Source organism: Bordetella sp. FB-8, from assembly GCF_000382185.1.
Classification (GTDB): Bacteria; Pseudomonadota; Gammaproteobacteria; order Burkholderiales; family Burkholderiaceae_B; genus Bordetella.
Genome location: NZ_KB907784.1, coordinates 2,229,626 through 2,254,695 on the forward strand (window position 1 = coordinate 2,229,626; position 25,070 = coordinate 2,254,695).

The 25,070-nt window shown below is 64.2% G+C and carries 22 protein-coding genes, 3 tRNA genes and 1 pseudogene; 11 read left to right on the top strand and 15 right to left on the bottom strand.

Going from position 1 to position 25,070, the window contains the following annotated elements; translation table 11 throughout:
- The first annotated feature begins 42 nt into the window (after positions 1–42).
- Together H143_RS0110725 and H143_RS0110730 are read left to right on the top strand one after the other, a co-directional pair.
- Positions 43–591, top strand: coding sequence for a nucleotidyltransferase family protein (locus H143_RS0110725; protein WP_231378497.1), 549 nt, complete (start codon positions 43–45; stop codon positions 589–591).
- A 441-nt stretch (positions 592–1,032) separates the two neighbouring features.
- Positions 1,033–1,839, top strand: a complete 807-nt coding sequence (locus tag H143_RS0110730) for a site-specific integrase (protein ID WP_369751166.1) — start codon at positions 1,033–1,035, stop codon at positions 1,837–1,839.
- A gap of 87 nt (positions 1,840–1,926) precedes the next feature.
- On the opposite strand, the gene H143_RS22450 is transcribed toward H143_RS0110730, so the two are convergent.
- The 5 genes and pseudogenes from H143_RS22450 to H143_RS20450 all read right to left on the bottom strand — a co-directional run.
- Entirely contained in the window at positions 1,927–2,256 is a 330-nt protein-coding gene (locus H143_RS22450) for a hypothetical protein (protein ID WP_155803374.1), read from the bottom strand.
- 237 nt (positions 2,257–2,493) lie between these two features.
- Positions 2,494–2,916, bottom strand: a complete 423-nt coding sequence (locus H143_RS0110740) for an Sbal_3080 family lipoprotein (RefSeq protein WP_019938251.1) — start codon at positions 2,914–2,916, stop codon at positions 2,494–2,496.
- Between the two features lie 53 nt (positions 2,917–2,969).
- Positions 2,970–3,338: a hypothetical protein gene (locus tag H143_RS0110745; protein WP_019938252.1), complete on the bottom strand. Its 369-nt coding sequence runs from the start codon at positions 3,336–3,338 to the stop codon at positions 2,970–2,972.
- A gap of 682 nt (positions 3,339–4,020) precedes the next feature.
- On the bottom strand, positions 4,021–4,572 hold the full coding sequence (locus H143_RS0110750; RefSeq protein ID WP_155803375.1) for a hypothetical protein: 552 nt from the start codon (positions 4,570–4,572) through the stop codon (positions 4,021–4,023).
- A 418-nt stretch (positions 4,573–4,990) separates the two neighbouring features.
- Positions 4,991–5,578, bottom strand: a pseudogene (locus tag H143_RS20450) (recombinase family protein); the annotation flags it as partial.
- A gap of 962 nt (positions 5,579–6,540) precedes the next feature.
- On the opposite strand from H143_RS20450, the gene H143_RS0110765 reads away from it, so the two are divergent.
- On the top strand, positions 6,541–7,494 hold the full coding sequence (locus H143_RS0110765) for a TIR domain-containing protein (protein WP_019938256.1): 954 nt from the start codon (positions 6,541–6,543) through the stop codon (positions 7,492–7,494).
- Between the two features lie 98 nt (positions 7,495–7,592).
- Positions 7,593–7,769, top strand: a complete 177-nt coding sequence (locus H143_RS22455) for a hypothetical protein (RefSeq protein WP_019938257.1) — start codon at positions 7,593–7,595, stop codon at positions 7,767–7,769.
- A gap of 169 nt (positions 7,770–7,938) precedes the next feature.
- Here H143_RS22455 and H143_RS0110775 read toward each other — a convergent pair.
- The 9 genes from H143_RS0110775 to H143_RS0110815 all read right to left on the bottom strand — a co-directional run bounded on the left by H143_RS0110775 (position 7,939) and on the right by H143_RS0110815 (position 15,086).
- Positions 7,939–8,015: transfer RNA gene (locus tag H143_RS0110775), tRNA-Asp, on the bottom strand.
- A 63-nt stretch (positions 8,016–8,078) separates the two neighbouring features.
- Positions 8,079–8,154 (bottom strand) — tRNA-Glu (locus tag H143_RS0110780).
- A 40-nt stretch (positions 8,155–8,194) separates the two neighbouring features.
- Positions 8,195–8,270: transfer RNA gene (locus H143_RS0110785), tRNA-Ala, on the bottom strand.
- 181 nt (positions 8,271–8,451) lie between these two features.
- Positions 8,452–10,071, bottom strand: coding sequence for an apolipoprotein N-acyltransferase (gene lnt / locus H143_RS0110790; RefSeq protein WP_019938258.1), 1,620 nt, complete (start codon positions 10,069–10,071; stop codon positions 8,452–8,454).
- Positions 10,068–10,958: an HlyC/CorC family transporter gene (locus tag H143_RS0110795; protein WP_019938259.1), complete on the bottom strand. Its 891-nt coding sequence runs from the start codon at positions 10,956–10,958 to the stop codon at positions 10,068–10,070. The genes lnt and H143_RS0110795 overlap by 4 nt, the downstream gene beginning before the upstream one ends.
- 66 nt (positions 10,959–11,024) lie before the next feature.
- Positions 11,025–11,540 carry an rRNA maturation RNase YbeY gene (gene ybeY, locus H143_RS0110800; RefSeq protein ID WP_019938260.1) on the bottom strand — a complete coding sequence of 172 codons (516 nt, stop codon included), beginning with the start codon at positions 11,538–11,540 and terminating at the stop codon, positions 11,025–11,027.
- Positions 11,530–12,594, bottom strand: a complete 1,065-nt coding sequence (locus H143_RS0110805) for a PhoH family protein (protein WP_026349934.1) — start codon at positions 12,592–12,594, stop codon at positions 11,530–11,532. Before H143_RS0110805 ends, ybeY begins: the two co-directional genes overlap by 11 nt.
- Positions 12,591–14,063 (bottom strand): tRNA (N6-isopentenyl adenosine(37)-C2)-methylthiotransferase MiaB, encoded by a 1,473-nt coding sequence (miaB, locus tag H143_RS0110810; protein ID WP_019938262.1) that lies wholly within the window; start codon positions 14,061–14,063, stop codon positions 12,591–12,593. The genes H143_RS0110805 and miaB overlap by 4 nt, the downstream gene beginning before the upstream one ends.
- 129 nt (positions 14,064–14,192) lie before the next feature.
- On the bottom strand, positions 14,193–15,086 hold the full coding sequence (locus H143_RS0110815; RefSeq protein ID WP_019938263.1) for a LysR family transcriptional regulator: 894 nt from the start codon (positions 15,084–15,086) through the stop codon (positions 14,193–14,195).
- Positions 15,087–15,237: 151 nt separating this feature from the next.
- Here H143_RS0110815 and H143_RS0110820 point away from each other — a divergent pair, with 151 nt between their 5' ends.
- Genes H143_RS0110820 through H143_RS0110850 form a run of 7 tightly spaced genes read left to right on the top strand, consistent with a single transcriptional unit; the run spans position 15,238 to position 24,017 of the window.
- A complete protein-coding gene (locus H143_RS0110820; protein ID WP_019938264.1) occupies positions 15,238–17,355 on the top strand; it encodes a 3-hydroxyacyl-CoA dehydrogenase NAD-binding domain-containing protein in 2,118 nt (705 codons plus the stop codon).
- Complete coding sequence (locus H143_RS0110825) at positions 17,355–18,536, top strand: acetyl-CoA C-acyltransferase (protein WP_026349935.1); 1,182 nt, start codon at positions 17,355–17,357, stop codon at positions 18,534–18,536. The genes H143_RS0110820 and H143_RS0110825 overlap by 1 nt, the downstream gene beginning before the upstream one ends.
- A gap of 17 nt (positions 18,537–18,553) precedes the next feature.
- The gene (locus tag H143_RS0110830; protein WP_019938266.1) at positions 18,554–19,792 is read left to right on the top strand and encodes an acyl-CoA dehydrogenase family protein; all 1,239 of its coding nucleotides are present in this window, start codon (positions 18,554–18,556) and stop codon (positions 19,790–19,792) included.
- 19 nt (positions 19,793–19,811) lie between these two features.
- On the top strand, positions 19,812–20,948 hold the full coding sequence (locus tag H143_RS0110835; RefSeq protein ID WP_019938267.1) for an acyl-CoA dehydrogenase family protein: 1,137 nt from the start codon (positions 19,812–19,814) through the stop codon (positions 20,946–20,948).
- 14 nt (positions 20,949–20,962) lie between these two features.
- The gene (locus H143_RS0110840; RefSeq protein WP_019938268.1) at positions 20,963–21,766 is read left to right on the top strand and encodes an oxepin-CoA hydrolase, alternative type; all 804 of its coding nucleotides are present in this window, start codon (positions 20,963–20,965) and stop codon (positions 21,764–21,766) included.
- A gap of 25 nt (positions 21,767–21,791) precedes the next feature.
- The gene (locus H143_RS0110845) at positions 21,792–23,054 is read left to right on the top strand and encodes a CaiB/BaiF CoA-transferase family protein (protein ID WP_051094398.1); all 1,263 of its coding nucleotides are present in this window, start codon (positions 21,792–21,794) and stop codon (positions 23,052–23,054) included.
- Between the two features lie 36 nt (positions 23,055–23,090).
- On the top strand, positions 23,091–24,017 hold the full coding sequence (locus H143_RS0110850) for a nitronate monooxygenase family protein (protein ID WP_026349936.1): 927 nt from the start codon (positions 23,091–23,093) through the stop codon (positions 24,015–24,017).
- Positions 24,018–24,090: 73 nt separating this feature from the next.
- On the opposite strand, the gene secF is transcribed toward H143_RS0110850, so the two are convergent.
- Positions 24,091–25,029 (bottom strand): protein translocase subunit SecF, encoded by a 939-nt coding sequence (secF, locus tag H143_RS0110855; RefSeq protein WP_019938271.1) that lies wholly within the window; start codon positions 25,027–25,029, stop codon positions 24,091–24,093.
- Positions 25,030–25,070: the final 41 nt, after the last annotated feature.

Consider the following 25,070-nt stretch of genomic DNA (forward strand, 5'->3'; position numbering starts at 1 on the left):
AAAAAACCATTCTCATAGATGCCGACGGACCATTCTCGGGATTTGCGCCGCATCCTGGCGGCCAACGCGTCTTTCATGGCGATTCTGCGTGCCTTGCGCGCAGCCGCCTTGCCGCAGGGTTGCGTGGGTGCCGGAGCGGTGCGCTCCCTGGTTTGGGATGCGCTGCATGGCCGTTCACAATGGACGATGCGTGGTGATGTCGACGTTGCCTATTTCGACGGAACCGATCTCTCCGTCGCTTCCCAGTCCGCGTACCTTGCCAGGCTGCGGCGGATCGAACCCGATGCGCCTTGGGAGGTCGTCAATCAGGCGGGCGTGCATCTTTGGTACGAACGCCATTTCGGTTTCGCCGTTGCGCCTTTGTCGAGCGTCGAGGAGGCAATCGCCACCTGGCCGGAATATGCAAGCTGCGTGGCTGTCCGGCTTGAGGCCAACGGCTGGCTCGACATCGTGGCGCCCTGGGGGCTGGACGATCTGTTTTCAATGACCGTTCGCCATAATCCGACGCGCGCCCGTCTTGATCAATACCACCGTCGGATACACGCCAAGCGGTATGCCGAGCAGTGGCCCAACGTGACCGTTGTGGTCTAGTTTCCTCTTCGCACAGGGAATGCCGTCGCGTTCATACGCTGCATCAGCGCGGCGCACAAAAGCAAAAAGCCCCGATTTCTCGGGGCTTGAGCTTGGTGATGCAGCAAAGCTTTGGCGGAGCGGACGGGACTCGAACCCGCGACCCCCGGCGTGACAGGCGCGGCTTCCAATCGTCGCACAGCCTTGCAGGCCGCGCTCCTCCAACCAACTGCACCCCTGGATAGCCCATTTTTAGCACACTGCGGTGGCGATTCTTCGAGGAATCGTATGGCAACGGTAAGCAAGCAGGGCACATCCTGGAAGTGCCAAGTCCGCCGTAAAGGCTTCCCCACACAAACCCAGTCGTTTCCGAGCCGGGCCGAGGCAGTCGCCTGGGGCGTCCAGGTCGAGGCCGACATGCACCGGGGGTTGTTCGCGGCCCCGGACAAAGCTACCCAGGATATGACGGTGGCACAACTGCTAGACCGCTACGTGAAGGAGGAGGCCGCACACAAGGCGTCCGGGTCGGATGACGGACAGCGGGCTGGGACGCTCAAGAGGGCGCTAGGAGGCTACGGCGCGGCCAACCTTACGCCTACCCACCTCCGGGAGTATCAGCTTGCCAGATGCCGCGTACGCGCCCCGCAGACGGTTGTGCATGAGTTGAACCTTTTGCACCGGGCTTACGTGATCGCAGTCGAGGAGTGGGGCCTTGTGCTGCCCAGGGGCATCCCCAGCACGCGACGGCCTAAGCTGCCGGAAGGACGCCAGCGGCGTGTCCCGGAGCATGAGGTCCAGGCCATTATCGAGGACACGGCCTCGGTCGAGCTGAAGGTAATAGTCCCGCTGGCTGTTGAAACCGCGATGCGACGAGGGGAGATGCTGGGGATACAGCCGCATCATGTGCGCCTGGACAAGCGTACCGTTCTGCTGCCTAAGACCAAGAACGGGGAGCCTCGGACCATACCGCTATCGACACGGGCGCACGCTCTGCTGTCCGAGTGGATAGAGGCCCTGCCGGAGGGGCATAGTGGCCCGCTGTTCAAGATCACGGGGCGGTGCCTTACTCAGGCGTTCTTACGGGCATGCCGCCGCCTGGGTTTTCCTGATCTGCGATTCCATGACCTGCGCCACGAGGCCACGAGCCGCCTGTTTGAGCGCGGGCTTAACGTGATTGAGGTGTCCCGGATCACAGGGCACAAGTCCCTGGCGATGCTCAACAGGTACACGCACCTCGACGTGGGCAGCTTGGTGGACAAGCTGGGTTAGGTGGCGGTCTTCTTCGGGCGGCAAACTGTCGCTCCGATCCATTGCCAGCGGTCGATCAGCTTGGCCGCAGGTTCATGGCAATTCCACTCATTGAACTTGGATGGTGGTCACGCCATTGTCTTTGCGCATCTGCGGGGCTTGGTACTGCGGATCATCGGCGTTCAAACACGAAAAGAAGATTGTGGCGCTGCCAGGGAACATGGGCTGCCTGCTATCCGCGTTGATGGAGCGGATCACCAAATGTTTGTTGATGGATTCGCAGTACGCGCTGGCGTGTTCGATGACATATCCCTGCACTGGCTCACAGATGCCGCAGCGACTGGCACTCAGCGAGTAGCTATCTTTCCCCACTGGTACGACTTGGCCTGTTACGCATGCACTTAGAAGCAGCGGCAGAGCGATTACCCATATTCTCATTTTTACCTCGGTGTACGAGTTGCAGCGGTTATATGCGCTCAGCCCATATTATTCCAGTGCAGTACCGGACATAGAACGGTACAGCGCAATCACGGGTCACGAATCGGGCGTGCCTGGCGACGACTACGGCGGCTCTCGTACCCACTGGCATCACTGGCTCAAACGATCAGGCATAAAAGCTGAAACCGCACCCGAAGGTGCGGCCTGAAGCACGAGAATCAGCGGGCGAGTGGCCGTCTACTTGATCCCCGCCAGCAGCTCGTCAATCACTGGGGTCATCTTTTCCTCGTTGCTGGCGTACTTGGTCAGCGCAAACCCGCCGTGGTGTGTGTACTCGGCCTCGGCTACTTGCTTCCCATCCTTGAAGATGTGCAGCTCGGCGTGGTTCATGTAGGGAACGATGTCCCAGTTGCGGGTCGCGGTGTAAGTCATGGTGTATTGGCAGTCTGGCGGCGTGTTGTCCTTGTACACGTCGGCCTTTATGCCATGCCGCTCGAAGCCCGCCGTTACCACGCTGAGGAAGTCGTTAACGGCAACAGCCGGGTTGTATTGGATGCAGACATGCTTAGGCGCTGCGCCGGTATCAAGGGCAAGGGGTTTGACGTTGATAGAGGTACAACCGGCAAGCAGCAACAAGCCACAAAGCAATGACTTCTTCATTTTTGTATTTCCTCCGCGAGAGTTGAGCGGTTTATATATCAGGCCAGTACGCGCTACGCAATCTCCAGCATGCCGCCGATCTGGCCTACCTCCCTGTTCTCCTCGTCTACTTCCATAGACCCGCAGCATAGGCGCTCTGCGAGGCACTGAAGCCGCCGTACCCACAGATACCGCCGTGCGGTGGGCGGGCAGCAGGTAAAGCGATACGTGCGGCACTGCGCGGGCGTGCCAGCCGCAAAGGTCAGCACTTCAGCGACGACGATGCGGAACCCCTCGTTAACAAGGCCGACTACGCAGGGCAGCGGCCCGTTTACTCCGCCCGCCGTGTCCCATCGGCTCTCACTGATGTAGACGGTAATGGCGGGGTGCGTGGTCGAGTTGGAGGATTTGCTGCGGGCGGTGCAATGTTCGTGAGTCTTCATGGATGCGTGGCGTGTATGTGGCTTGTAGGGCGGCAAGTTGCCGCGTTGATGTCATGGAGGTACGCCGGGACGGATACGCCCGCCCGGCTAGTGATGGCGCTACCTCTAGCCTTCGTCCTCCTCGACTTGCAGCAGTACGGCGCGTGCTTGCCGTGTCCTGCACCTGGGCATGAGCGTGGTTGATGGTCACGCGGTTGTATCGCTGCGAGGGCGGCGCGTTCTCGTCCACGATGGCGAACGATGTAGCAACCGTGCGCGTAGCGCCGTGTGCGCCGACACTGGCAGCGCGGGCAACAGCACCCCGCAGGTGGTAATCAGCTTGGGCCACTTGCCCGTCTGTCAGCATTCCAGCGGCGCGGACGCCGTGCAGTTCGTTTGAGTCTTGCATGTGTGTTCTCCTTGATTGTTGTTAAAGCGGCTCACCCGATGGGGCGGGCCTTCTATGGGATTGCGATAGCCGGGCCGCTGCGTGTGTGGGCTGGGGCCTCTCGGCTGGCAGCCTCTACTGCGTCGTGCATCTCTTTCGAGAGGAAAGCGGCCCGAACTCGCGCAGGGCGTTCTTGCTGGCATTGGTAGCAAGCGGATGTGATGGATGTCGTCCCGTTGCAGGGCGCGATGTATTCCATTTCGTATTTGCTCGGCATGTGTCTCCTTGTTAGGTTGCGGCGGTCATAGACTGCCTTCAATCAATCCACCCGGCCCAGCGCAATACCTCCTGAACGTCCGGGAATCTCTCCGCCAAGGCGAAGACCGTAGAGCTGTCCAGGCTGGCTAGATCGGGGTTGTTGATGTGGTGGGTAGGGCAGGCCAGGGATAGCCGCCCAGTGGGGTAGGAACGCGCTGTGAACGCGCCGGAGATGAACTCGGTGTACTCGCCGGACTTCTCACGCTTTGCACGCTCCAGGCGATCCAGGTAGCTGTCGCGGGAACGCTGGGCCGGTGGCATGATCCCCTGCTGCATCAAGCCCCAGGCTTTGACGCCACGGGACAGCAGGCAGTCATAGCAGCCGCAGCAACGGACACGCCTGCGCTGGCTGCTGCATCGCTGACAGACCTTGCCGATGTACCAGGACTCGCCAGCCATGAAGGCATCCCAGCGGGCAGGATCGGCTACACGCTGGCGCAGGGCTTCGCCGTAGGCCGGATCATTGCGGGATAGCGTGCGCTGGTGCTTGGTCAGCCTTCGGCCCCGTGGCTGGGCATGCCTCCTTGAAGGTGCGACGGCACGAGCCAAGGGCGGCGCGTGTTGTGTCAATTAGCAGGACGTAATTGCCCGTGGGGTATGTCGTCTAGGCGACAGAAAACAAAAGGCCCGCCCGGATCACTCCAGACAGGCCGTTGATGGCGGGTCGCTGTCATGCTGACAGGCCGTACTCTTTAACCATCTCCGCGTATTGGTTCATGGCTGACTTGTAGTTACTGATGGTTTTAGCTTCTCGCTGTCCTTCTAGTTGGGAAGCGATGCGGTCTACATCAGCCACGGCACACAGCAGTGCTGGCGTGATGTCCTGACCCAACAGCCGCGCTACGGCGCGCAAGTAACTCACGTAGGACTTAGGGGAAGACGCCACGTGGTCATTTTTCCCTACCCCGTGCTTCTGGATAAAGTCTAGGAACATGTCCTCGTGCCGGACGATTGCCCCCCCGACCATCGCCCGCTTAACCGTAGCGGCCCCGATACCAAAATGTTCAGCGGTCTGGCTAATTGATGCCTTGTGTTCAGCCCGCCAGTTGCGAATGTCCTCATAGGAATGCTCACGCTCCCGCCCGATGTATCCCCCTCGCTCCTTAGCAAGAGCGATCCCACGGGCCTGCATTTCGCGCCGATTGAGGTAGTCGGCCTCACCCTGAGCGGCCATGAACGCCAGCACGGCGTCCCGCGTGGCCTTGGCTATGGCGTCAGTCGCAGCACCATCGAAAACCATGCCGTTCAGGGTGCATTCGACCCGTACCCCTGCCTTCATGAGGCGCTGCATGGTCGTATGCAGCTCGTCGTAGTTCCGGCTGATCCGATCCAGCCAGCGGACGATCAACGTCCCGCCGTGTCGTAGGTCATGCTCGACCTTGGCCCATTGCGGACGATCCAGCTGCGCGACGTGATAGCCCGACACGCCTTCGTCTATGAACACGTCCTTGGGGCCTACGCCATGCGCCTTGGCATCCTCGTGCTGGCTTGCGCTGCTCTGTCCGTCCGTGGTGCTGATGCGACCGTAGTACAGCTTGCGGGGTTGCTGGCTCATGCTAGTCCTCATGGATCAATAGGGTATGTGGATCAATAATGCCGCATGGCTCACATACAGTCAACCCTGTTGAGCCAGCTACGCGCCATCCGTTGCATGGATCACACAGGTATACCTTAATGAGCCTGTACGCGCATCTCGCTCTGCCGCTCGTATCGTGGCCCGTAATTCGGACAGCGGGGGCCACACAAGCACGATGAGGCGCAGAACCCACAAGAGGAACCGCCCACCGCATGCCGGGACAATCCGCCTGTCAACTTAACGGGAGATGGCCGTGGGCAAGGTAGAGGCAGCAGTGTGGGTAGTGCTCGGATGGCTGGGCCAGTGCGTAGCGCAGGACGCCTATCAGCACGTCAAGGCGCTGGTGTGCATGTTGCTGGGATGGTGATCGGGCAGGCTGCCCTCTCCCCGACGCTGCCGCGTTCTCGGGAGGGCCGCCACGGGGGAAAGCCAGGGCGCGGCGCGGGGGCGAACCCCACGGATGACTACATCAAAATTTGGTCCGCCCCTTATCGCAATATAGGGCTTCATATACCTTCTATTGTGTGTCCTTTCGCCAACAGGCCCATATATTGTGATGAAGAAAAGGGTGCGAATCATTTTCTACAGGAACACAATAACCCCCATGGGTATTGAGCTAGAACTGTCCTTAAAGCCCGATTACCCGCATAAAGGAGCGAGAGATGCCCTCTTGCTTGTGCCCGCTCTTTAGGAGGTTTTATGGCGTTCTATGAGAATGAAAAGGCAGTCCGCAAAACTGATAAGCCGGACAAATATAAGGTTGAGCGGAAACCGGGGACGAGGCCGTCCAGTCCTGGAATCTACAAGTGCCAAGCATGTGGCTATGAGGATGTGATCAATCGGGAGTGCGAGACCCTTCCACCATGCGCAAACTGCGAGAGGAAGCCGCACACGTGGAAGCTGCTTGTGACAGCCACAGATGAGTAAGGGGCAAGGCGATCATGCAAACCACTTCTGCCGCACCTAAAGTCTTTGTCAGCCACGCTAGCGAAGACAAACAGCGCTTCGTTATTCCCTTCGCTACTGCGCTTCTGGAGCGAGGGATAGACGCATGGGTGGACAGATGGGAGATGCTTCCTGGCGATAGTCTGGTCGATAAAATCTTTGAAGAGGGACTGAAAGATGCTTCGGCAGTTCTGATCATTCTCTCTAATGCCAGCGTGGCGAAGCCCTGGGTCCGAGAGGAACTCAATGCCGCCGTCGTTAAGCGTATCGAGAAAGGGACCAAGATCATCCCTATCGTCTTGGACGGCTGCGAAGTCCCGCAAGCCCTCCGATCGCTTGTATGGGAGTCCGTGAAGGACGTGAGCGACTTCAGCGGCTGTCTCAGTAGAGTTGTAGATGCGGTTTTTGGACACACCACAAAGCCTCCCATCGGTGCGACCCCGAGCTACGTCAAAAGCGCTGCGCTGCCCGATATTGGAGGTCTTACTACTGCCGACCGCTTTGTGCTGAAGGTGCTGTTCGACACATTTCTAACTCAAGGAAGGGAATACGTTTCGCCGTCAGCGATTTTGGCCGCCGCAGCCGAATACGAACTGGACGAGCCTCTGGTGTCAGACAGTTTGGAAGTCCTCGCGCATCAAGGCTATATCGAGTTGCTGAGGCACTTAGGGCCAGGGCCGTACCACGCCCGCATTGAGCACCATGGCGTGTCTATGGTGCTCGGGAGTGCAGAGCAAGACCTAGTGGCTCAGGTGAGTCTACGCATTGTGAACAACGGCCTTACTCAAGCAGCCGAAATCGCAGCAGCAACCGGCCAACCCCATTCATTGGTGGACCATGCAATTTATTTCCTGGAGATTTATGGGCACGTAAAGGCCGTAAGAACGCTGGACGGTTCCACCTTCATCCATCACGTAAGTCCGACCCTCAGGCGGGTGCTAGCAGCCTAAAGCCTATTCTCTGGCCTGCGCGTGCATTATCAGACGAAGCGAAAGCCCTGCTTCAACCCGTGATGATACCGTCCGCCTCCTAACCTCAAGGAGGCTGTATGCGTGTTTGCCTACTATTCGGCATGATCGTGTCCGCCGCCTTCTACATGCCCAACAGCCGGGATTACGCCGAGTTCGATGCGTACCTGATCGACTTCGCGCAAGGCACGGCGGTGTGGGCGGCTGTGGCCGTGATCGCTCGGGCGGCGTGGCGGGTTAGAGGGAGCCGGGCCTGATGAAGGGCAGGGTGCTGTAAGGTCAGCACAGATTTAGCACACTCCCCAGGTAGAATGGCTCTTGCGCGGGGTAATGCCATCGCCTCCGCGCACGGGCGTTATTCCGACGCAGAAAAGCAAAAAGCCCCGATTTCTCGGGGCTTAAGCTTGGGTAGTGCAGCAAAGCTTTTGGCGGAGCGGACGGGACTCGAACCCGCGACCCCCGGCGTGACAGGCCGGTATTCTAACCAACTGAACTACCGCTCCGCAGCGGTATTGCGTCACTATGCAGTGGATGCTGGCAGATCAATCGAAATTGGCGATATCGATTGGCGTCCCCACGGGGATTCGAACCCCGGTACTCACCGTGAAAGGGTGATGTCCTAGGCCTCTAGACGATAGGGACACGGACGTACCAGCACTTTACTACGCTCTTCGCTTTCGACTGGTGGAGGTAAGCGGGATCGAACCGCTGACCTCTTGCATGCCATGCAAGCGCTCTCCCAGCTGAGCTATACCCCCGGTGCCTACGTTGCGCGCCGGATTTTTCGACCCCGCGGCTTCGTTTCGGTTTTTGCCGTTGGCGAAGAAACGAGATTATGCACGAGTTTTTTTTGGCGTGCAAGCCAGGTGGGCCGACCTGGTTTCGACCGGAACGCCGCGCCTCGCGGCGCCCCACGCGCAGGCGCTGCAAACGCGGCCGTCAAGGGGCTGAGCGTTGCCGCCGCCACGCGCATGCCGCGGCGGCGAGCAGAATCGCGGCGACGATAAGTACGATCGGCAGGTCGCCGAGCCGTGCGTAGGGTGTCAGGCCTCGCATGCCCTGCACGGTGACGGCCAGCACGCCGATCGTGTGCGGCGCCAGCCTCGAAACCACGCGGCCGTGCGCGTCGATGGCCGCGGTGATGCCGGTGTTGGTGGCGGTGATCATGGGCCGCGCCGTCTCTAGCGTGCGCACGCGGCCTATCTGCAAGTGCTGGCGCAGGGCCCAGGTATCGCCGAACCAGCCCAAGTTGCTGATGTTCACGAGCACGGTGGCGCCCGGCTCGCCGTCCATGGGCTGCAGGGCGGGCAGCAGCGCGGGGCCGAACAGGTCTTCGTAGCAGATGTTCAAGGCCAGTTCCTGGCCGGCGATCGCAAAGGGCTTCTGGCGCTCCGCTCCGCGGTCGAAATCGCCCAGCGGAATATTCAGCATCCGGATGAACCAGTGAAAGCCCGGCGGCACGTATTCGCCCCAGGGCACCAGGTGGCGCTTGTCGTAGCGCTGCTCGGTGCGGCCACGCAGCAGGGCATCGAGCGGCGTATCGGCGTTCAGGCCGATGGCGCTGTTGGTGTAGCGCGCGCGGCCCGAGGCTTCGATGGTGTGCAGCGGCACGCCCATGATGATGGCGGCATGCTGGCGCGCCGCCACGTCCCGCCAGCCGTTCCAGACTTGCGGCGGGAGCTGGTCCTGGAAGACCGGCAGCACGGTTTCGGGCAGGATGATCACATCCGGCGCGGGTTCGCCGTGGGCGGGCGGCAGTCCGGCCAGCTCGAAATGCCGCTGCAGCCCCTGCCGTATCAGGGCGGGATTGAATTTGTCCGACTGGGGGACGTTGCCCTGGACCAGCCGCGCATTCAGGGGGCGGCCTACCGGCTGCGACCAGGCAATGTGGCGCAGCGGCCAGCCCAGCAGCGCCAGGACCAAGGCCAGGGCCAGGGCGATGAGGGCGCCGCGCGTGGGCCGGCCCGACCCGCGGGAGGGCCAGAGTCCGGCCAGGGCCGCCGCCGCGGCGGCGGCGACGAAGGCCATGCCGTGCACGCCCAGTATCGGCGCCCAGCCCGCAATGGGGCTGTCGACCTGGGCATAGCCGATATTCAGCCACGGAAAGCCAGTGAGCACAGTGGCCCGCAGCCATTCGAAGAGGGTCCAGGCGGCGGCCCAGATCAGCATGGCGCGCCAAGGCGCCTGTGTCGGGTCGGCGAGCAGCCTGCGCGCCAGCGCGCAAGCTGCTCCGGGAAAGAGCGCGAGAAAGGCCGACAGTATCAGCACGCCGCCGGCAGCCAGCGGCGCGGACAGGTCGCCGTAGTCGTGCATGCTGACGTACAGCCAGTACAAGCCGATGCTGAAGTAAACGGTGGCGTACCACCAGCCGCGCAGCAGGGCCTGGCGCGGGCCGGCGCTGCGCAGAGTGGCTCGGGCGAGCACGGCCAACGTCAGCACCTGTACCAGGGCCAGCGCGCCGTCGGGCAAGGGCCCGGGGGCGAAGGTCAGCGCCTGCGCCGCAGCCGCAAGCGTCAGCAGCAGACTCAGGCCGATGCCCCGGCGCGACGCGGTGTTCATGCGATGGCGTTATCGGCTGGGGCGGAGCGGGTCGGCGGCAAGCGGCGTGCGCGCAGCCATAGCGCGCGGCGCGCGTCGGCCCGGATGACCTCGAGGCGCAGGTCGCCGTAGGTGGCGCTGTCGCCGCGCTTGGGGATGCGGCCGAGCTGGCCGCCCAGCCAGCCGCCGACGCTGTCGTAATCGTCGTCGGGCAGCCTGGTGCGAAAAACCTCGTTGAAATGGTCGATCTGCGTCGAGGCCATCAGGCGCCACTGGTTCTCGCCCTCGGGGAAGATGGACTCTTCATCGTCCTCGTCGAATTCGTCTTCGATGTCGCCGACGATTTCCTCGAGCACGTCTTCCATGGTGACCAAGCCCGAGATGCCGCCGTGCTCGTCGATGACGATGGCCTGGTGGATGCTGCCCTGCTGGAAATCATGCAGCAGCACGTTCAGGCGCTTGGACTCGGGGATGAACATGGCCGGGCGCAGCAGCGCGCGTATGTCCAGGTCGGGCTCGAGCATGCAGCGCAGCAACTCCTTGGCCAGCAGGATGCCTAGAATGTTGTCGCGGTCGTCTTCGTAGACGGGAAAGCGCGAGTGGCCGGTCTCGATGATGGTAGCCAGCAGCTGCGGCAGGGACTGCGCGACATCGAGCAGGTCCATACGTGGGCGCGGCACCATGATGTCGGCCACGGTGCGCTCGGACACCGCCAGGGCACCCTTGATCATGCTGTAGGCTTCCGCATCGAGCAGCTTGCGCTCGTGGGCCGCTTCGAGGAAAGATTTGATGCCTTCGCGATCTTCGGGCTCGCGGCGCACGAGGGACAGCACGCGATCGATCAGGGACTTGCCGGAGGCTTTGGCGGGACGCGCGTTCGCGTCGGCAGCAGGGTATGGGTCTGACATCGTCCGGATGGACAAGTTTCGGAGCCGACAGCATAACCGAATGCGGTTACCGGCCTGTGTCCGCGTTTACGCGGTGATGTAGGGGTCGGCGATGCCGATGCGTGCCAGGGCCTGGATTTCGAGGCCTTCCATGCGCTGCGCGTCGTGTTTGTTCAGGTGGTCGTAACCCAGCGCGTGCAGCACGCCGTGAATGGTCAGGTGGGCGGCGTGGTGCAGGAACGGCTTGCGCTGCTCGCGCGCTTCGCGCGCCAGTATCGGGGCGCAGATGACGACGTCGCCGCGCGCAGCGCCTTCGGGGTCGACGCCGTATTCGAAAGTGAGCACGTTGGTGGCGTAGTCGCGCCCGCGGAAATCGCGGTTGAGCCTTCGGCCTTCGGCCAGGCCAACCAGGCGCAGGCTGAGCTCGACGCGCGCGAAATCGGTCAGGCCGTCGGCCGCCGCGGTTTGCAGAGCGTAGCCGGCCCAGCGGCGCAGGCGCCAGCGCGGCAGGCGCGGCTCGGGGGCGGCGTAGTGCACGGCAAGGGCGAGCGACGCGGCTCCTGGCTCAGCGGCCTGCTTGGGCGCGCCCCGCTTATTGCTCATCGGCGCAGGCCTGTTCGTAGGCATCGACGATGCGCGCCACCAGCGGATGACGCACCACGTCGCGGCTGGTGAATCGGGTCGATTCGATGCCCTGCACGCCTTCCAGCACGTGCAGCGCGTGCGTCAGGCCGCTTTGCTGGCCGCGCGGCAGGTCGACCTGCGAGGGGTCGCCGGTGATCACCGCCTTGCTGCCAAAGCCGATGCGGGTAAGGAACATCTTCATCTGCTCGGGCGTGGTGTTCTGCGCCTCGTCCAGGATGACGAAGGCGTGGTTGAGCGTGCGCCCGCGCATATAGGCCAACGGCGCGATCTCGATGGTCTGTTTCTCGAAAAGCTTCTGCACCTTGTCAAAGCCCATCAGGTCGTAGAGCGCGTCGTATAGCGGGCGCAGATAGGGGTCGACCTTTTGCGCCAGATCGCCAGGCAGAAAACCCAGGCGTTCTCCGGCCTCGACCGCGGGGCGCGTGAGCACCAGGCGCTGTACGGTCTCGCGTTCGAGCGCGTCGATGGCGCAGGCTACCGCCAGCCAGGTCTTGCCGGTGCCGGCCGGTCCCACGCCGAAGGTGATGTCGTGCTTGAGGATCTGGTTGAGGTAGTCGCGCTGGCGCGGGGTGCGCGGGCGCAGGTCGCTGCGGCGTGTGCGCAGGGCAAAGCCTGTGTCCTCGCCAGCGGGTGGCAGATCGATGCCATCGGTTCCGTTTGCGCCTGCCCCGTTTGCCGCATGCGTCTCGGACGGGTCGACGTCCGGCACGCCGGACGGGCGGTTCATGCCGATTTCCACCAGGCCCAGCTGTATATCGTCGACGGACAGGACCCGATGGGTGGCCTGGTCGAAGAAGCGGCGCAACGCGCGCGCTGCCAGCGGGGCCTGCGCGCCTTCGAGCATGACGCGGCTACCGCGGCGCGCCAGTTGCACGCCCATGCCGTGGGCCAGCTGGCGCAGATTTTCGTCCAGCGGGCCGCACAGGTTGGACAGGTGCGTGTTGTCGCCGTCCAGGTTGACCACGACGGGCATCGAGCGGGCCTTTTTTGCCGATGTGCGGGCCGTGCTCATTGCGTCGTGTCCACGTCGGCCACACGGGCGCGCAGCGAGTTGGGATACGCGTGCGTGATGACGACCTCGACCATCTGGCCGATCAGCCGGGCGGTGCCCGCGAAGTTGACGATGCGGTTGTTCTCGGTGCGGCCCATGAGTTCCTGGTCGTCGCGGCGCGAGCGGCCTTCGACCAGGATGCGCTGGCGTGTGCCGACCATGCCTTGCGCGATGGCGGCAGCCTGTTCGTTGATGAGCGCCTGCAGGCGCTGCAGGCGCTTGAGCTTGACGTCCTGCGGCGTGTCATCGTGCAGGTCGGCGGCGGGCGTGCCGGGGCGGCGCGAATAGACGAAGGAGAAGGCGGTGTCAAAGCCCACGTCTTCGATGAGTTTGAGGGTCTGTTCGAAATCTTCCTCGGTTTCACCGGGAAAGCCCACGATGAAATCGGAGGACAAGGTCAGATTGGGCCGTGCGGCGCGCAGCTTGCGCACCACCGACTTGAATTCCAGTCCGGTATAGCCGCGTTTCATCGCAGCCAGCACGCGGTCGCTGCCGGCCTGCACCGGCAGGTGCAGGAAGGACACCAGCTTGGGCAGGCGGGCATAGGCCTGGACCATGCGCTGGGTCATTTCCTTGGGGTGCGAGGTCGTATAACGAATGCGCTCGATGCCGGGGATCTCGTGCACGTATTCGAGCAGCGTGGCGAAATCGGCGATCTCGCCGCCGTTTGTCCCAACCTCGGTCATCTTGCCGCGATAGGCGTTGACGTTCTGGCCCAGCAGCGTCACTTCCTTCACACCCTGGTCGGCCAGGTCCGCCACTTCCATCAGCACGTCCTCGAAGGGCCGCGAGACTTCCTCGCCGCGGGTATAGGGCACCACACAGAAGCTGCAATACTTGCTGCAGCCCTCCATGATGGAGACGAAAGCCGTCGAGCCCTCGATGCGCGCGGGCGGCATGTTGTCGAACTTCTCGATCTCAGGGAAGCTGATGTCCACCTGCGAGGCGCCCAGGGCGCGGCGCTTGTCGATGAGTTCGGGCAGGCGGTGCAGGGTTTGCGGGCCAAACACCACGTCCACGTAGGGCGCGCGCTTGACGATGGCCTGGCCTTCCTGGCTGGCCACGCAGCCTCCCACGCCGATGACCAGGTTGGGATTGACCTTTTTGAGCTGGTTGGCGCGGCCCAGGTCGGAGAAGACTTTTTCCTGCGCCTTCTCGCGCACCGAACAGGTGTTGAACAGGATCACGTCGGCTTCTTCCGGCGTCTGGGTCGGTTCCAGTCCGTGCTCGGCGCGCAGCACGTCGAGCATCTTGTCCGAGTCGTACTCGTTCATCTGGCAGCCGAAGGTGCGGATGTATACCTTTTTGGGCGCGCCGCCCGTGGCCGTGGAGGCGGTCGAGACGACGGATTCGCCGTGCTTGACGCCCTGGATCGATTTGGTCTTGCCGCCGGCCTTGATGCCGGGGCGCGAGAGTGTGGTTTCTTGCATGGTGTGCGCCGTGACGGGTGTTGATCCCGGGGGCGTGGAAGAAGTGGATCGTTATGGGAATGGCGATGGCGACCGGACGATATTGCGTTCGGGCAAATTGCCTAGTCGATGATTTTACCTTGCCCGGCTTTACCGCGCGTCCGCGCTGGCTTTCTCCAGCAGGAATTCGATGCAGGTGCGCACCGCCCGGGTCTGGTGCCGGTTCGGCATGTAAAGCAGGTACATGCGCGTGCCGAAGATGCTCAAGCGGTATTCGTCCAGCGTGGTCGCCACCTCGCCCGCGATGATCCGGTCGCGCACCACGTAGTCGGGCACCAGACCCACGCCCAGGCCGGCCAGGATGCCCTGGCGCAGGAAGGGAAAGTGCTCCGAGATCAGCGTGGGTTCGAGCATGACCTCGTGACGCTCCGCACCCAGGTAGGCGGCCAGGCGCAACTGCCGCCCCATCACGCCGGAGGTGATGAGCGGTGCGTCGCGCAGGGCTTGCAAGGTGCGCGGCAGGCCCTGCCGGTGCGCATAGTCCTGCGAGGCGCAGGCCAGGTAGCGCACCTCGCCCAGGCTGCGGGCCACGAGCGAGGCGGGCGGCTCGGGCATGACGCGGATGGCGATGTCGACCTCGTCGCGCAGGTTGTCGGCCCGGTTTTCGAACAGCACGTCCAGCACGATGCCAGGGTACAGGCGCTTGAACTCGATAAGCCAGTCGCCCATGACCATCTGCCCGTAGCCGCTGGGCACGCTGATGCCCACGCGCCCCAGCAAGCCCAGACTGAGGCTGGCGATAGTCTCGTGTGCGGCGCGCATCTCGTTGCGGATGGACAGACCGTGCTGGTACAGGCGCATGCCCACTTCCGTGGGTTCGACGCGGCGAGTGGTGCGGCGCACGAGCTGCGCGCCCGCCGTTTTTTCCAGCTGAGCCAAGTGATAGCTGACGTTGGCCCGCGTCATCTTCAGTTTGCGCGCGGCCTGGCTCAGATTGCCGCTGTCGATGATTTCTACCAGCAGGGTCAGGGCGGCGAGATCCATGGTTTTGTCAAATAATTTTGTACAGATTGTCAATATTTCATGGAATTGTAAAGTTTATTTATCGTTGGCAAAATTCCGATCTAAGACAAAATCCAGAATCAAGGCTGCGCGATCCCGGCGCGGCCAGCCCCATAACGGAGACGCGCAAGCCATGCCCACTTTTGAGACCGATTCCGTGGTCGCCACCCGCCGCGAAGGCGATGTGCTGGTGATGACCATCGACAATCCGCCGGTCAATGCCCTGGGCGTGGCCGTGCGCCGCGGACTCAAGCAAGCGATCGAGCAGGCAGGTGCCGACGCGCAGGTGAAAGCCGTGCTGATCGTGGGCGCGGGCAGGGCCTTCATCGCCGGCGCCGACATCCGTGAGTTTGGCAAACCGCCGCAGCCGCCGTCGTTGCCCGAGGTGTGCAACCTGATCGAGGCCTGCGCCAAGCCGGTCGTAGCCGCGATACACGGTCCGGCCCTGGGCGGCGGCCTGGAAGTGGCCATGTCCGCGCACTACCGCCTGGCGCTGCCGGCGGCCAAGCTGGGCCTGCCCGAAGTGACGCTGGGCCTTTTGCCCGGTGCGGGCGGCACGCAGCGCGCGCCGCGCCTGATGGGCGCCAGGGCCGCGGCCGAGCTCATGCTCAGCGGCAAGCCCATGTCGGCCCGGGCCGCGCAGGCGGCAGGCCTGGTCGACAGGCTGGCCGAAGGCGAAGATGCCGTGCAGGCCGGGCTGGCCTATGCGCGCGAACTGCTGGACCAGCAGGCGCCGGTGCGCCGCGCGCGTGAACTGGACGTTGCCGACAAGGCTGCCGCGTTGGCCGAGCTGGATGTGGTGCAGGCCGACACCGCGAAGAAATCGCGCGGGCTGTTCTCGCCTTTGAAGATCGTCGAGTGCGTGCGCAATGCCGTCGAACTGCCGTTTGACGACGGCCTGGCCCGCGAGCGCGCCCTGTTCCTGCAGTGCGTGGAAAGTCCGCAGCGCGCCGGGCTGGTCCATGCCTTCTTCGCCGAGCGCGAGACAGCCAAGGTGCCTGAATCGAAGGCCGCCAGGCCGCGCGCCCTGGATACCGTTGCGGTCGTCGGCGGCGGCACCATGGGCGCCGGCATTGCGGTCTGCGTCCTGGATGCCGGCCTGCCTGTGACCATGATCGAGCGCGACGCCGAATCCATCGCACGCGGCCGCGCGAACGTGGAAAAGGTTTACGACGGCCTGATCGCGCGCGGGCGCATGACGCCCGAGGCCAAGGCGGCCGTCATGGCCCGCTATGCGGGCAGCACGTCCTATGACGATATCGCAGGCGCCGACCTGGTGATCGAAGCCGTGTTCGAGGACGTCGGCGTCAAGCAGGCCGTGTTCAAGGAACTGGACCGCGTGTGCAAGCCGGGAGCGGTGCTGGCGACCAACACGTCCTATCTGGACATCGACGCCATCGCGGCCGCAACCTCGCGCCCGCAGGACGTGGTCGGCCTGCACTTTTTCAGCCCGGCCAACATCATGAAGCTGCTGGAGATCGTGGTGCCGGCCAAGGTGTCGGCCGACGTGGTCGCCACCGCTTTCGAGCTGGCCCGGAAACTCAAGAAGACGCCGGTGCGCGCGGGCGTGTGCGACGGTTTCATCGGCAACCGCATCCTGGCCGTATACCGTCAGGCCGCCGACGACATCATGGAAGATGGCGCCACGCCTTACGAAGTGGACGAGGCCGTGCGCGATTTCGGCTTTGCCATGGGGCCTTACCAGGTGGTCGATCTGGCGGGCGGCGACATAGGCTGGGCCACGCGCAAGCGCCGCGCCGCCACGCGCGATCCCAGGGCGCGCTATGTGGAAATATCAGACCGCCTGTGCGAACGCGGCTGGTTCGGCCAGAAGACCCGGCGCGGCTACTACCTGTACCCCGAGGGCGCGCGCACGGGGCAGCCCGATCCCGAGGTGCTGGCCATCGTCCAGGCCGAACGCGCGAAGAAGGGCATCGCACCGCGCAAGTTCACGCAGGATGAGATCGTCCGCCGCTGCATGGCGGCCATGATCAACGAAGGCGCCAACGTCGTGCACGAAGGCATTGCCCTGCGGCCGCTGGACGTGGATGTGGTGCTGTTGTCGGGCTACGGCTTTCCGCGCCATCACGGCGGTCCGATGAAATATGCCGACAGGGTGGGCCTGGACAAGGTGCTTGCCGACATCCGCGAGTTCGCCAAGCAAGACGCCCTGTTCTGGAAGCCGTCGCCGCTCATCGAGAAGCTGGTGGCCCAGGGCAATAACTTCGATAGCCTGAACAAGGGGGCATGATGCGTGAAGCCGTCATCGTATCTACCGCGCGCACGCCGCTGACCAAGGCGCACCGCGGCGAATTCAACATCACCGCCGGTCCCGCGCTCGCCTCGTTCGCGGTACGCGCGGCGGTCGAGCGCGCGGGCATCGATCCGGAATGGATCGAGGACGCGATCCTGGGCTGCGGCTATCCCGAGGGCATCACCGGCCGCAACGTCGCACGCCAGACCGTCGTCCGCGCGGGCCTGCCGCTGTCCATCGCGGGCACTACCGTCAACCGCTTTTGCGCCTCGGGCCTGCAGGCGATCGCCATGGCTGCCGGCCATATCGTGGGCAACGGTGCCAGCGCCATGATCGCGGGTGGCGTCGAGAGCATCTCCGGCATCCGCACGCGGGAAGACGGCGCCACGGGCCTGGACCCGTGGATCGTCGAGCACAAGCCCGAGTTGTACTTGGCCATGATCGACACTGCCGATATCGTGGCGCGCCGCTATGGCATCGACCGCGAAGCGCAGGACCGCTTTTCGGTGCAGAGCCAGCGCAAGACGCAGGCCGCGCAGCAGGCGGGCCGCTTTGCCGAGGAAATCGTGCCGGTGAGCACGGTCATGTCGGTCACCGACAAGGAAACCGGCGCGGTCAGCCAATGCGAGGCGAGCGTCTCGGCCGATACCTGCAATCGCCCGGGGACGACCTACGAGGCGTTGGCCAAGCTCGCGCCCGTCAAGGGTCCCGGCCAGTTCGTCACGGCCGGCAACGCGTCGCAATTGTCCGACGGCGCCTCGGCTTGTGTGCTGATGGATGCCCGTCTGGCCGAGCGCGCCGGGCTGGCGCCGCTGGGCGCGCTGCGCGGTTTCGCGGTGGCCGGCTGCGAGCCCGACGAGATGGGCATAGGCCCTGTCTATGCGGTGCCCAAGCTGCTCAAGCGGCACGGCCTGACGGTGGACGACATCGATCTGTGGGAGCTGAATGAAGCCTTCGCGTCCCAGGCGCTTTATTGCCAGCGCACACTGGGCATTCCGGACGAGCGCCTGAATGTCGACGGCGGGGCCATCGCCATCGGCCATCCCTTCGGCATGACGGGCGCGCGGTTGGCCGGCCATATTCTGCTGGAAGGCCGCCGGCGCAAGGCCCGGTGGGGCGTGGTGACCCTGTGCATCGCCGGCGGCATGGGCGCGGCAGGGCTGTTCGAAATTTTCTGATTCCATAGGACGCACGCATGGATCTGCGATTCACCCCCCAAGAGCTGGACTTTCGCGAACAGGTGCGGGCTTTCCTGAAGGCCAGGCTGCCTGCCGCCCTGGCGCACAAGGTCGAGAACAACCTGCGCCTGTCCAAGGCGGACCTGGAGCAATGGCACGCCATCCTCCACGAGCGCGGCTGGCTGGCCAACCATTGGTCCACGCAGTACGGCGGACCGGGCTGGGACGCGGTCCAGAGGTTCATCTTCGAGAACGAATGCGCCCTGGCCCATGCGCCGCGTCTGGTGCCTTTCGGCATCAACATGCTGGGTCCCGTGCTCATCAAATACGGCAGCCAGGCGCAGAAGCAGTACTGGCTGCCGCGCATACTCGACGGCCGCGACTGGTGGTGTCAGGGTTATTCCGAGCCGGGTGCGGGCTCGGACCTGGCCGCGGTCAAGACCACGGCACAGCGCATCGCGGATCCGGCGGGCGACTACTACATCGTCAATGGCCAGAAGACCTGGACCACGCTGGGCCAGCACGCCAACATGATCTTCTGCCTGGTGCGTACAGACAGGCAGGCCAAGGCCCAGCAGGGCATCAGCTTCCTGCTTGTGGACATGAGCGCGCCGGGCGTGGAAGTGCGCCCCATCATCACGCTCGATGGCGAACACGAGGTCAACGAGGTGTTCTTTACCGACGTGAAGGTGCCTGCCGCGAACCTGGTGGGCGAAGAGAACAAGGGCTGGACCTACGCCAAATACCTGCTGACCTACGAACGCACCAATATCGCCGGCGTGGGTTTTTCGGCCGCCTTGCTGGAAAAGCTCAAGGTTGCCGCCGACCGCATGCTGTACAAGGGCGCGCCACTGTCGCGGGACCCGCTCTTTGCGGCCCGCATGGCGCGGGTGGAGATCGATCTGGAGAACATGAAGACCACCAACCTGCGCGTGATTGCCGCGGCGGCCGATGCCGCGGCGGCCGATGCCGCGGCGGCCGGCGGCGGCGTACCCGGCGCGGAGAGCTCCATGCTCAAGATCCGGGGAACGGAGATACGCCAGGAGCTGCTGTCGCTGATACGCCGCGCCATGGGTCCGTATGCGGCGCCCTTCATCGAAGAAGCGCTGGACCTGGACTACGGCCAGGCGCCGGTCGGGCCGCAGGAGGCTGCCTCGGCCGCGTCGACTTATTTCAACTACCGCAAGCTGTCCATCTTCGGAGGTTCCAACGAAATCCAGAAGAACATCATCTCCAAGATGATTCTGGGCCTGTGAGACGAGGGAAAACGCCGCCATGAATTTCGAGCACACCCAAGACCGCCGCATGCTGGCGGACACGCTGAACCGTTTCATCTCCGAGCAATACGGTATTGAGACCCGCAACAGGATCGCCTATGGCGACGAAGGGTACCGTCCCGCGCTGTATGCGCAGTTCGCCGAACTGGGTGTGATCGGCGCGCTGTTTCCCGAAGCGCAGGGCGGCTTGGGCGGCCACGGCTTCGATATCAGCGTGGTGTTCGAATGCCTGGGCCGAGGCCTGGTGGCCGAGCCCATGCTGGGGGCGCTGGTGGTCGGCCAGGCCCTGGTCCTGGCCGGCACGGCCGCGCAGAAAACTCGCCTGGACGAGATCGCGGCTGGCGACTGCATCGCCGCGCTGGCGCACGACGAGCCCGGCGGCCACTACGAACTGGAAAACGTCGCGGCCAGCGCGCGCTGGGACGGCGCCGGCTGGGTGATCGATGGCGCCAAGGGTGTGGTGGGGTTCGGCGCACAGGCCGACCTGCTGCTGGTGTCGGCGCGCACCTCGGGCCAGGCCGGCGACGCGGCCGGAATCAGCTTGTTCCTGGTGCCGGGCGATGCGGCGGGCCTGTCCCGGCGCGACTATCGGCGCTTTGAGGGCGGACGCGCCGCCGAACTGGTTTTCACCGCAGTGAAGATCGGCGCCGATGCCCTGCTGGGCAAAGAGGGCGAAGGCTGCACCTTGCTCGAGCGTCTCAGCGGCTATGCCCTGCTGGCCCTGTGCGCCGAGGCCGTGGGCGCCATGGACGTGGCCAAGGATCAGACGCTGGCGTATCTGCGCACGCGCAAGCAGTTCGGCGTGCCCATCGGCAGCTTCCAGGCGCTGCAGCACCGCATGGCCGACATGCTGCTTGAAGTGGAGCAGGCCCGTTCGGCCGTCATCAACGCGGCGGCCGCCATCGACCTGGACGACCGCGTGGCGCGCGAGCGCGCCCTGTCGGCGGCCAAGCACAGCATAGGCCGCATCGGCACCCTGGTGGCGCAGGAATGCATTCAATTGCACGGAGGCATAGGCATGACCTGGGAATTGCCCATGGCGCACTACGCCAAACGCCTGATCATGATCGACCATCAGTTCGGCGACGAGGACCACCATCTGGCCCGTTTCATCGAATTGGGCAGGCAGGTTTGAACGCCGGGGCGGCCATGGAGGGACAGGGGTTGATTTCGCGCAGCGAGGGCGCCGTGCTGGTGCTGAGCAACAACAATCCGCAGGCGCGCAACGCCTTGTCGCCCGAGTTCTATACGGCGCTTGGTCAGGCGCTGGAGGATGCGGCCTGCGATCCCGGCATAGGGGCCGTGGTGCTGACGGGCGAGGGCGGGCATTTCTGTTCCGGCGGAGATCTGCGCCAACTGGCCAAACGGCGCGAGCTGCCCTTGCAGGAGCGCCGCGCCAGGCTCGAGGGACTGCACGATCTCATCCGTGCCCTACGCGATTTTCCCAAGCCGGTGATCGCGGCGGTGGAGGGCGCGGCCGCCGGGGCCGGCCTGTCGTTGGCCCTGGCCTGCGACATGCTGGTGGCGGCGCGCGATGCGGTGTTTTCCGTGGCTTACGTGAAGGTCGGCTTGACGCCGGACGGCGGCGCCACGGCTTTTCTGGCCGAGCATCTGTCGCGTCAGGTGCTCACCGAGTTGTGCCTGACGGGCGAGCGCGTCAGCGGCGAGCGCATGCACGCCCTGGGCGCGGTGAACCGCCTGACCGAGCCGGGCCAGGCCCTGTCGCAGGCGCTGGCGCTGGCAGCTCAGGTGGCAGCGGGTCCCGAACGGGCTATGGCGCGCATCAAGACGCTGTGCCGCGCGGCCTACGCCAATACACTGACGCAGCAGTTAGAGGCCGAAGCCGAATGCATGGTGCGCTCGCAGGACACCGACGAGTCGCGCGAAGGCATCGGTGCCTTCCTGGAGAAGCGGCCGCCGGACTACACGAAGCTGCGCAGGCGCGGCAACTGAGCCACGCGAAGAGGAGACAGAAAAAATGAATGATGCAGGAGACCAGGCGGCGCGGCGGGGTGACATGGATTTCCCGCTGGAGGGCGTGCGCGTGCTGGATCTTTCGCGCGTGTTCGCCGGGCCGCTGTGCGGGCAGGTGCTGGCCGACTTCGGCGCCGAGGTCGTCAAGGTGGAGCATCCGGGGCGCGGCGACGATACTCGCGACTGGGGCATGCGCATCGGCAAGACCGAGACCACCTATTACTCGGCCATGAACCGCAACAAGCGTTCGGTCACACTGGACCTTCAATCGGAAGACGGCGCGCGCCTGGTGCGCGAACTGGTGCCGCAGTTCGACGTGGTAATCCACAATTTCAAGCACGGCGGCGCTCAGAAGCTGGGCCTGGGCTACGAGCAGCTCAAGGCGATCAAGCCCGACCTGGTCTATTGCGCCATCGCCGGCTACGACAGCTCCGGTCCGCAGGCCGCCCGGCCCGGCTACGACCTGGTCATTCAGGGCGAGACGGGGCTCATGGCGATCAACGGCGAGGCCGAGCAGCCCCCGCTCAAGTTCGGCGTCGCCATCGTCGACATGATGACGGGCATGTACGCCGCGCAGGCCGTGCTGGCCGCGCTGTTTCGCCGCGACCGCACGGGCCGCGGGCGCCTGATCGAGATGGCGCTGTACGACTGCGGCATCATGATCTCCAGCTATTACGCCCTGGACGCCATGCTGCTGGGCCGCGACCCCAGGCGCTACGGTAACGCCCACCCATCGATCGTGCCCTATGGCATGTTCGAGTCGGCCGACGGGCCGCTCATCATCACTGTGGGCAACAACGCGCAGTTCGACAAGTTCTGCCGGCTCGTGCTGTTGCGCCCCGACATCGTCGAGGATCCGCGTTACGCCACCAATGTCGAGCGCGGCAAGCATCGGGTGCTTTTGCTGGCCTTGTTGACCGAGCTGCTCAAGACCTATCCGCGCGAACTGCTGCTGCAGCGCATGCAGGCCAACGGCATCCCGTGCGGCAAGGTGCTGGGACTGCACGAGGCGCTGACCAGCGAGGGCACGCGCCGTGGCGGGCTGTTGCGCGAGATGCCGCATCCCGTGGCCGGCACGACCTACACGTTCGCGCCGCCGTACCGGCTGGACGGCCAGCGCCTGCCCATACGCAATGCGCCTCCGACCCTGGGCGCGGATACGCGCGACGTGCTTGGCGATCTGTTGAACCTGTCCGATGCCGAGCTGGCCGCCCTGCGCGACCGGGGCGTGCTGACCTTGCCCGAGACGCCGGCTGTCCCGGATTGAGACTGTGGCTCGAACGCAAAACCAGGAAGAATGCGCATGACCAGGATGCCTGCCGTATTCCAGAAGCTCAGGCTGCCGGTGATCGGTTCGCCCCTTTTCATCATCAGCAATCCCGCGCTGCTGATCGCGCAATGCCGGGCCGGCATCGTCGGCGCCATGCCGGCGCTCAATGCCCGGCCCAGCGCTCAGCTGGACGACTGGCTGGCCGAGATCACCGCCAGCCTGGCCGGCGCCGGCGCCGCGCCCTACGCCATCAACCTGATCGCGCACAAGAGCAATGCCCGCTTGGACGAGGACCTGGCTGTGTGCGAGAAACACAAGGTGCCCATCGTCATCACCAGCCTGGGCGCGCAGGCGCAGATCAACCAGGCCGTGCACGCCTGGGGCGGCGTGACACTGCATGACGTGATTCACAACACCTTCGCGCGCAAGGCCGTCGAGAAGGGCGCCGACGGGCTGATCGCCGTGGCGGCGGGTGCGGGCGGCCACGCCGGCACGCGCAGTCCTTTCGCGCTGGTGCAGGAAATTCGCCGATGGTTTGACGGCCCGCTGGTCCTGTCCGGTTCGATTGCCACCGGCGGCGCCATCCTGGCGGCCCAGGCCATGGGGGCCGATCTCGCCTACATCGGCTCGCCCTTCATTGCCACCCGGGAGGCCAACGCCTCGGATGCCTACAAGCAGGCGATCGTGGACGCGAGCTCGGACGATATTGTCTATAGCAATCTGTTCACCGGTGTGCACGGCAACTATCTGGCCGCCTCGATACGCAATGCGGGACTGGATCCGGACCGGCTGCCTTCGGACGCACGCGATTACGCCGCTGGCGCGCCCAGGCCGTGGAAGGATATCTGGGGTTCGGGACAGGGGGTCGGGGTCGTCGACGAGGTGGTGCCCGCCGCCACGCTTATAGACAGATTGGCCGGCCAATACCAGGCTGCCCGGGCACGGCTTTCGGGTTCTTGAAAAAACCGGTTCGGGCAATAAAAAATCGGGGGCTGCGCACAGCCCCCGATTTGTTTTCTACCGCGATCGCTCCTCAGGAGAGGTTGTCGACTTCGTCCTTCTTCACCTGCCGGATCAGGTCTTCCCGCTTGACCCCCATCCACATGGCCAGCGCGGCGGCCACGAAGACAGACGAATAGATGCCGAACCAGATGCCGATGGTCAGCGCCAGGGCGAAATAGTGCAGCGTGGGGCCGCCCAGAAACAGCATGGACAGCACCATGATCTGGGTGCAGGCGTGGGTGATGACGGTGCGGGAAATCGTCTGGGTGATGGCGCTGTTGATGACTTCACGCACGCTGGCCTTGCGCATCTTGCGGAAGTTCTCGCGGATCCGGTCCATGATCACCACGGACTCGTTCACCGAATAGCCCAGCACCGCCAGCACGCCGGCCAGGACCGAGAGCGAGAACTCCCACCGGAAGAACGCAAAGAAGCCCAGGATGATGACCACGTCGTGCAGGTTGGCCAGCACCCCGGCCACGGCGAACTTCCATTCGAAGCGGAAGGCCAGGTAGATGACAATGCCCGCCACCGTTACCAGCAGCGCCATCAGGCCGTTGTGGAATAGCTCCTTGCCCACCTGCGGGCCGACGAACTCGACGCTGCGCAGCTGCACCGTGGGGTCGGCGGCCTTGAGCGCACCCAGCACGGCGTCGCTTTGCGCCGAGGACGTCTGGCTGTGGACCAGCGGCAGGCGGATCATCACGTCGCGCGAAGTGCCGAAGCTCTGCACCTGGAAGTCGTTGGGGTTGTAGCCCAGCTTGGTCATGGCGCCGCGCACCTCTTCGAGCTGGACGGTCTGCGCGTAGTGGACTTCCATTACCGTGCCGCCGGTGAACTCGATGGACAGGTGAAAGCCTCGCGTCACGATGAAGAACACCGCCGCCAGAAAGGTGACCAGGCTGATGATGTTCAGCACCAGCGCGTGGCGCATGAAGGGGATGCTGCGGTGAATCCGGAAAAATTCCATGGTTTTCTCAATCGGGGGTGGGCAACCCCCGTGGGCATCAA

What these genes read in the sequence shown, in the direction of transcription:
- H143_RS0110730 (WP_369751166.1), top strand. Translation starts at nt 1,033, where the DNA reads ATGACGGTGGCACAACTGCTAGACCGCTACGTGAAGGAGGAGGCCGCA.
- H143_RS22450 (WP_155803374.1), bottom strand. Translation starts at nt 2,256, where the DNA reads ATGAGAATATGGGTAATCGCTCTGCCGCTGCTTCTAAGTGCATGCGTA.
- H143_RS0110740 (WP_019938251.1), bottom strand. Translation starts at nt 2,916, where the DNA reads ATGAAGAAGTCATTGCTTTGTGGCTTGTTGCTGCTTGCCGGTTGTACC.
- H143_RS0110745 (WP_019938252.1), bottom strand. Translation starts at nt 3,338, where the DNA reads ATGAAGACTCACGAACATTGCACCGCCCGCAGCAAATCCTCCAACTCG.
- H143_RS0110765 (WP_019938256.1), top strand. Translation starts at nt 6,541, where the DNA reads ATGCAAACCACTTCTGCCGCACCTAAAGTCTTTGTCAGCCACGCTAGC.
- H143_RS22455 (WP_019938257.1), top strand. Translation starts at nt 7,593, where the DNA reads ATGCGTGTTTGCCTACTATTCGGCATGATCGTGTCCGCCGCCTTCTAC.
- lnt (WP_019938258.1), bottom strand. Translation starts at nt 10,071, where the DNA reads ATGAACACCGCGTCGCGCCGGGGCATCGGCCTGAGTCTGCTGCTGACG.
- H143_RS0110795 (WP_019938259.1), bottom strand. Translation starts at nt 10,958, where the DNA reads ATGTCAGACCCATACCCTGCTGCCGACGCGAACGCGCGTCCCGCCAAA.
- ybeY (WP_019938260.1), bottom strand. Translation starts at nt 11,540, where the DNA reads ATGAGCAATAAGCGGGGCGCGCCCAAGCAGGCCGCTGAGCCAGGAGCC.
- H143_RS0110805 (WP_026349934.1), bottom strand. Translation starts at nt 12,594, where the DNA reads ATGAGCACGGCCCGCACATCGGCAAAAAAGGCCCGCTCGATGCCCGTC.
- miaB (WP_019938262.1), bottom strand. Translation starts at nt 14,063, where the DNA reads ATGCAAGAAACCACACTCTCGCGCCCCGGCATCAAGGCCGGCGGCAAG.
- H143_RS0110815 (WP_019938263.1), bottom strand. Translation starts at nt 15,086, where the DNA reads ATGGATCTCGCCGCCCTGACCCTGCTGGTAGAAATCATCGACAGCGGC.
- H143_RS0110820 (WP_019938264.1), top strand. Translation starts at nt 15,238, where the DNA reads ATGCCCACTTTTGAGACCGATTCCGTGGTCGCCACCCGCCGCGAAGGC.
- H143_RS0110825 (WP_026349935.1), top strand. Translation starts at nt 17,355, where the DNA reads ATGCGTGAAGCCGTCATCGTATCTACCGCGCGCACGCCGCTGACCAAG.
- H143_RS0110830 (WP_019938266.1), top strand. Translation starts at nt 18,554, where the DNA reads ATGGATCTGCGATTCACCCCCCAAGAGCTGGACTTTCGCGAACAGGTG.
- H143_RS0110835 (WP_019938267.1), top strand. Translation starts at nt 19,812, where the DNA reads ATGAATTTCGAGCACACCCAAGACCGCCGCATGCTGGCGGACACGCTG.
- H143_RS0110840 (WP_019938268.1), top strand. Translation starts at nt 20,963, where the DNA reads ATGGAGGGACAGGGGTTGATTTCGCGCAGCGAGGGCGCCGTGCTGGTG.
- H143_RS0110845 (WP_051094398.1), top strand. Translation starts at nt 21,792, where the DNA reads ATGAATGATGCAGGAGACCAGGCGGCGCGGCGGGGTGACATGGATTTC.
- H143_RS0110850 (WP_026349936.1), top strand. Translation starts at nt 23,091, where the DNA reads ATGACCAGGATGCCTGCCGTATTCCAGAAGCTCAGGCTGCCGGTGATC.
- secF (WP_019938271.1), bottom strand. Translation starts at nt 25,029, where the DNA reads ATGGAATTTTTCCGGATTCACCGCAGCATCCCCTTCATGCGCCACGCG.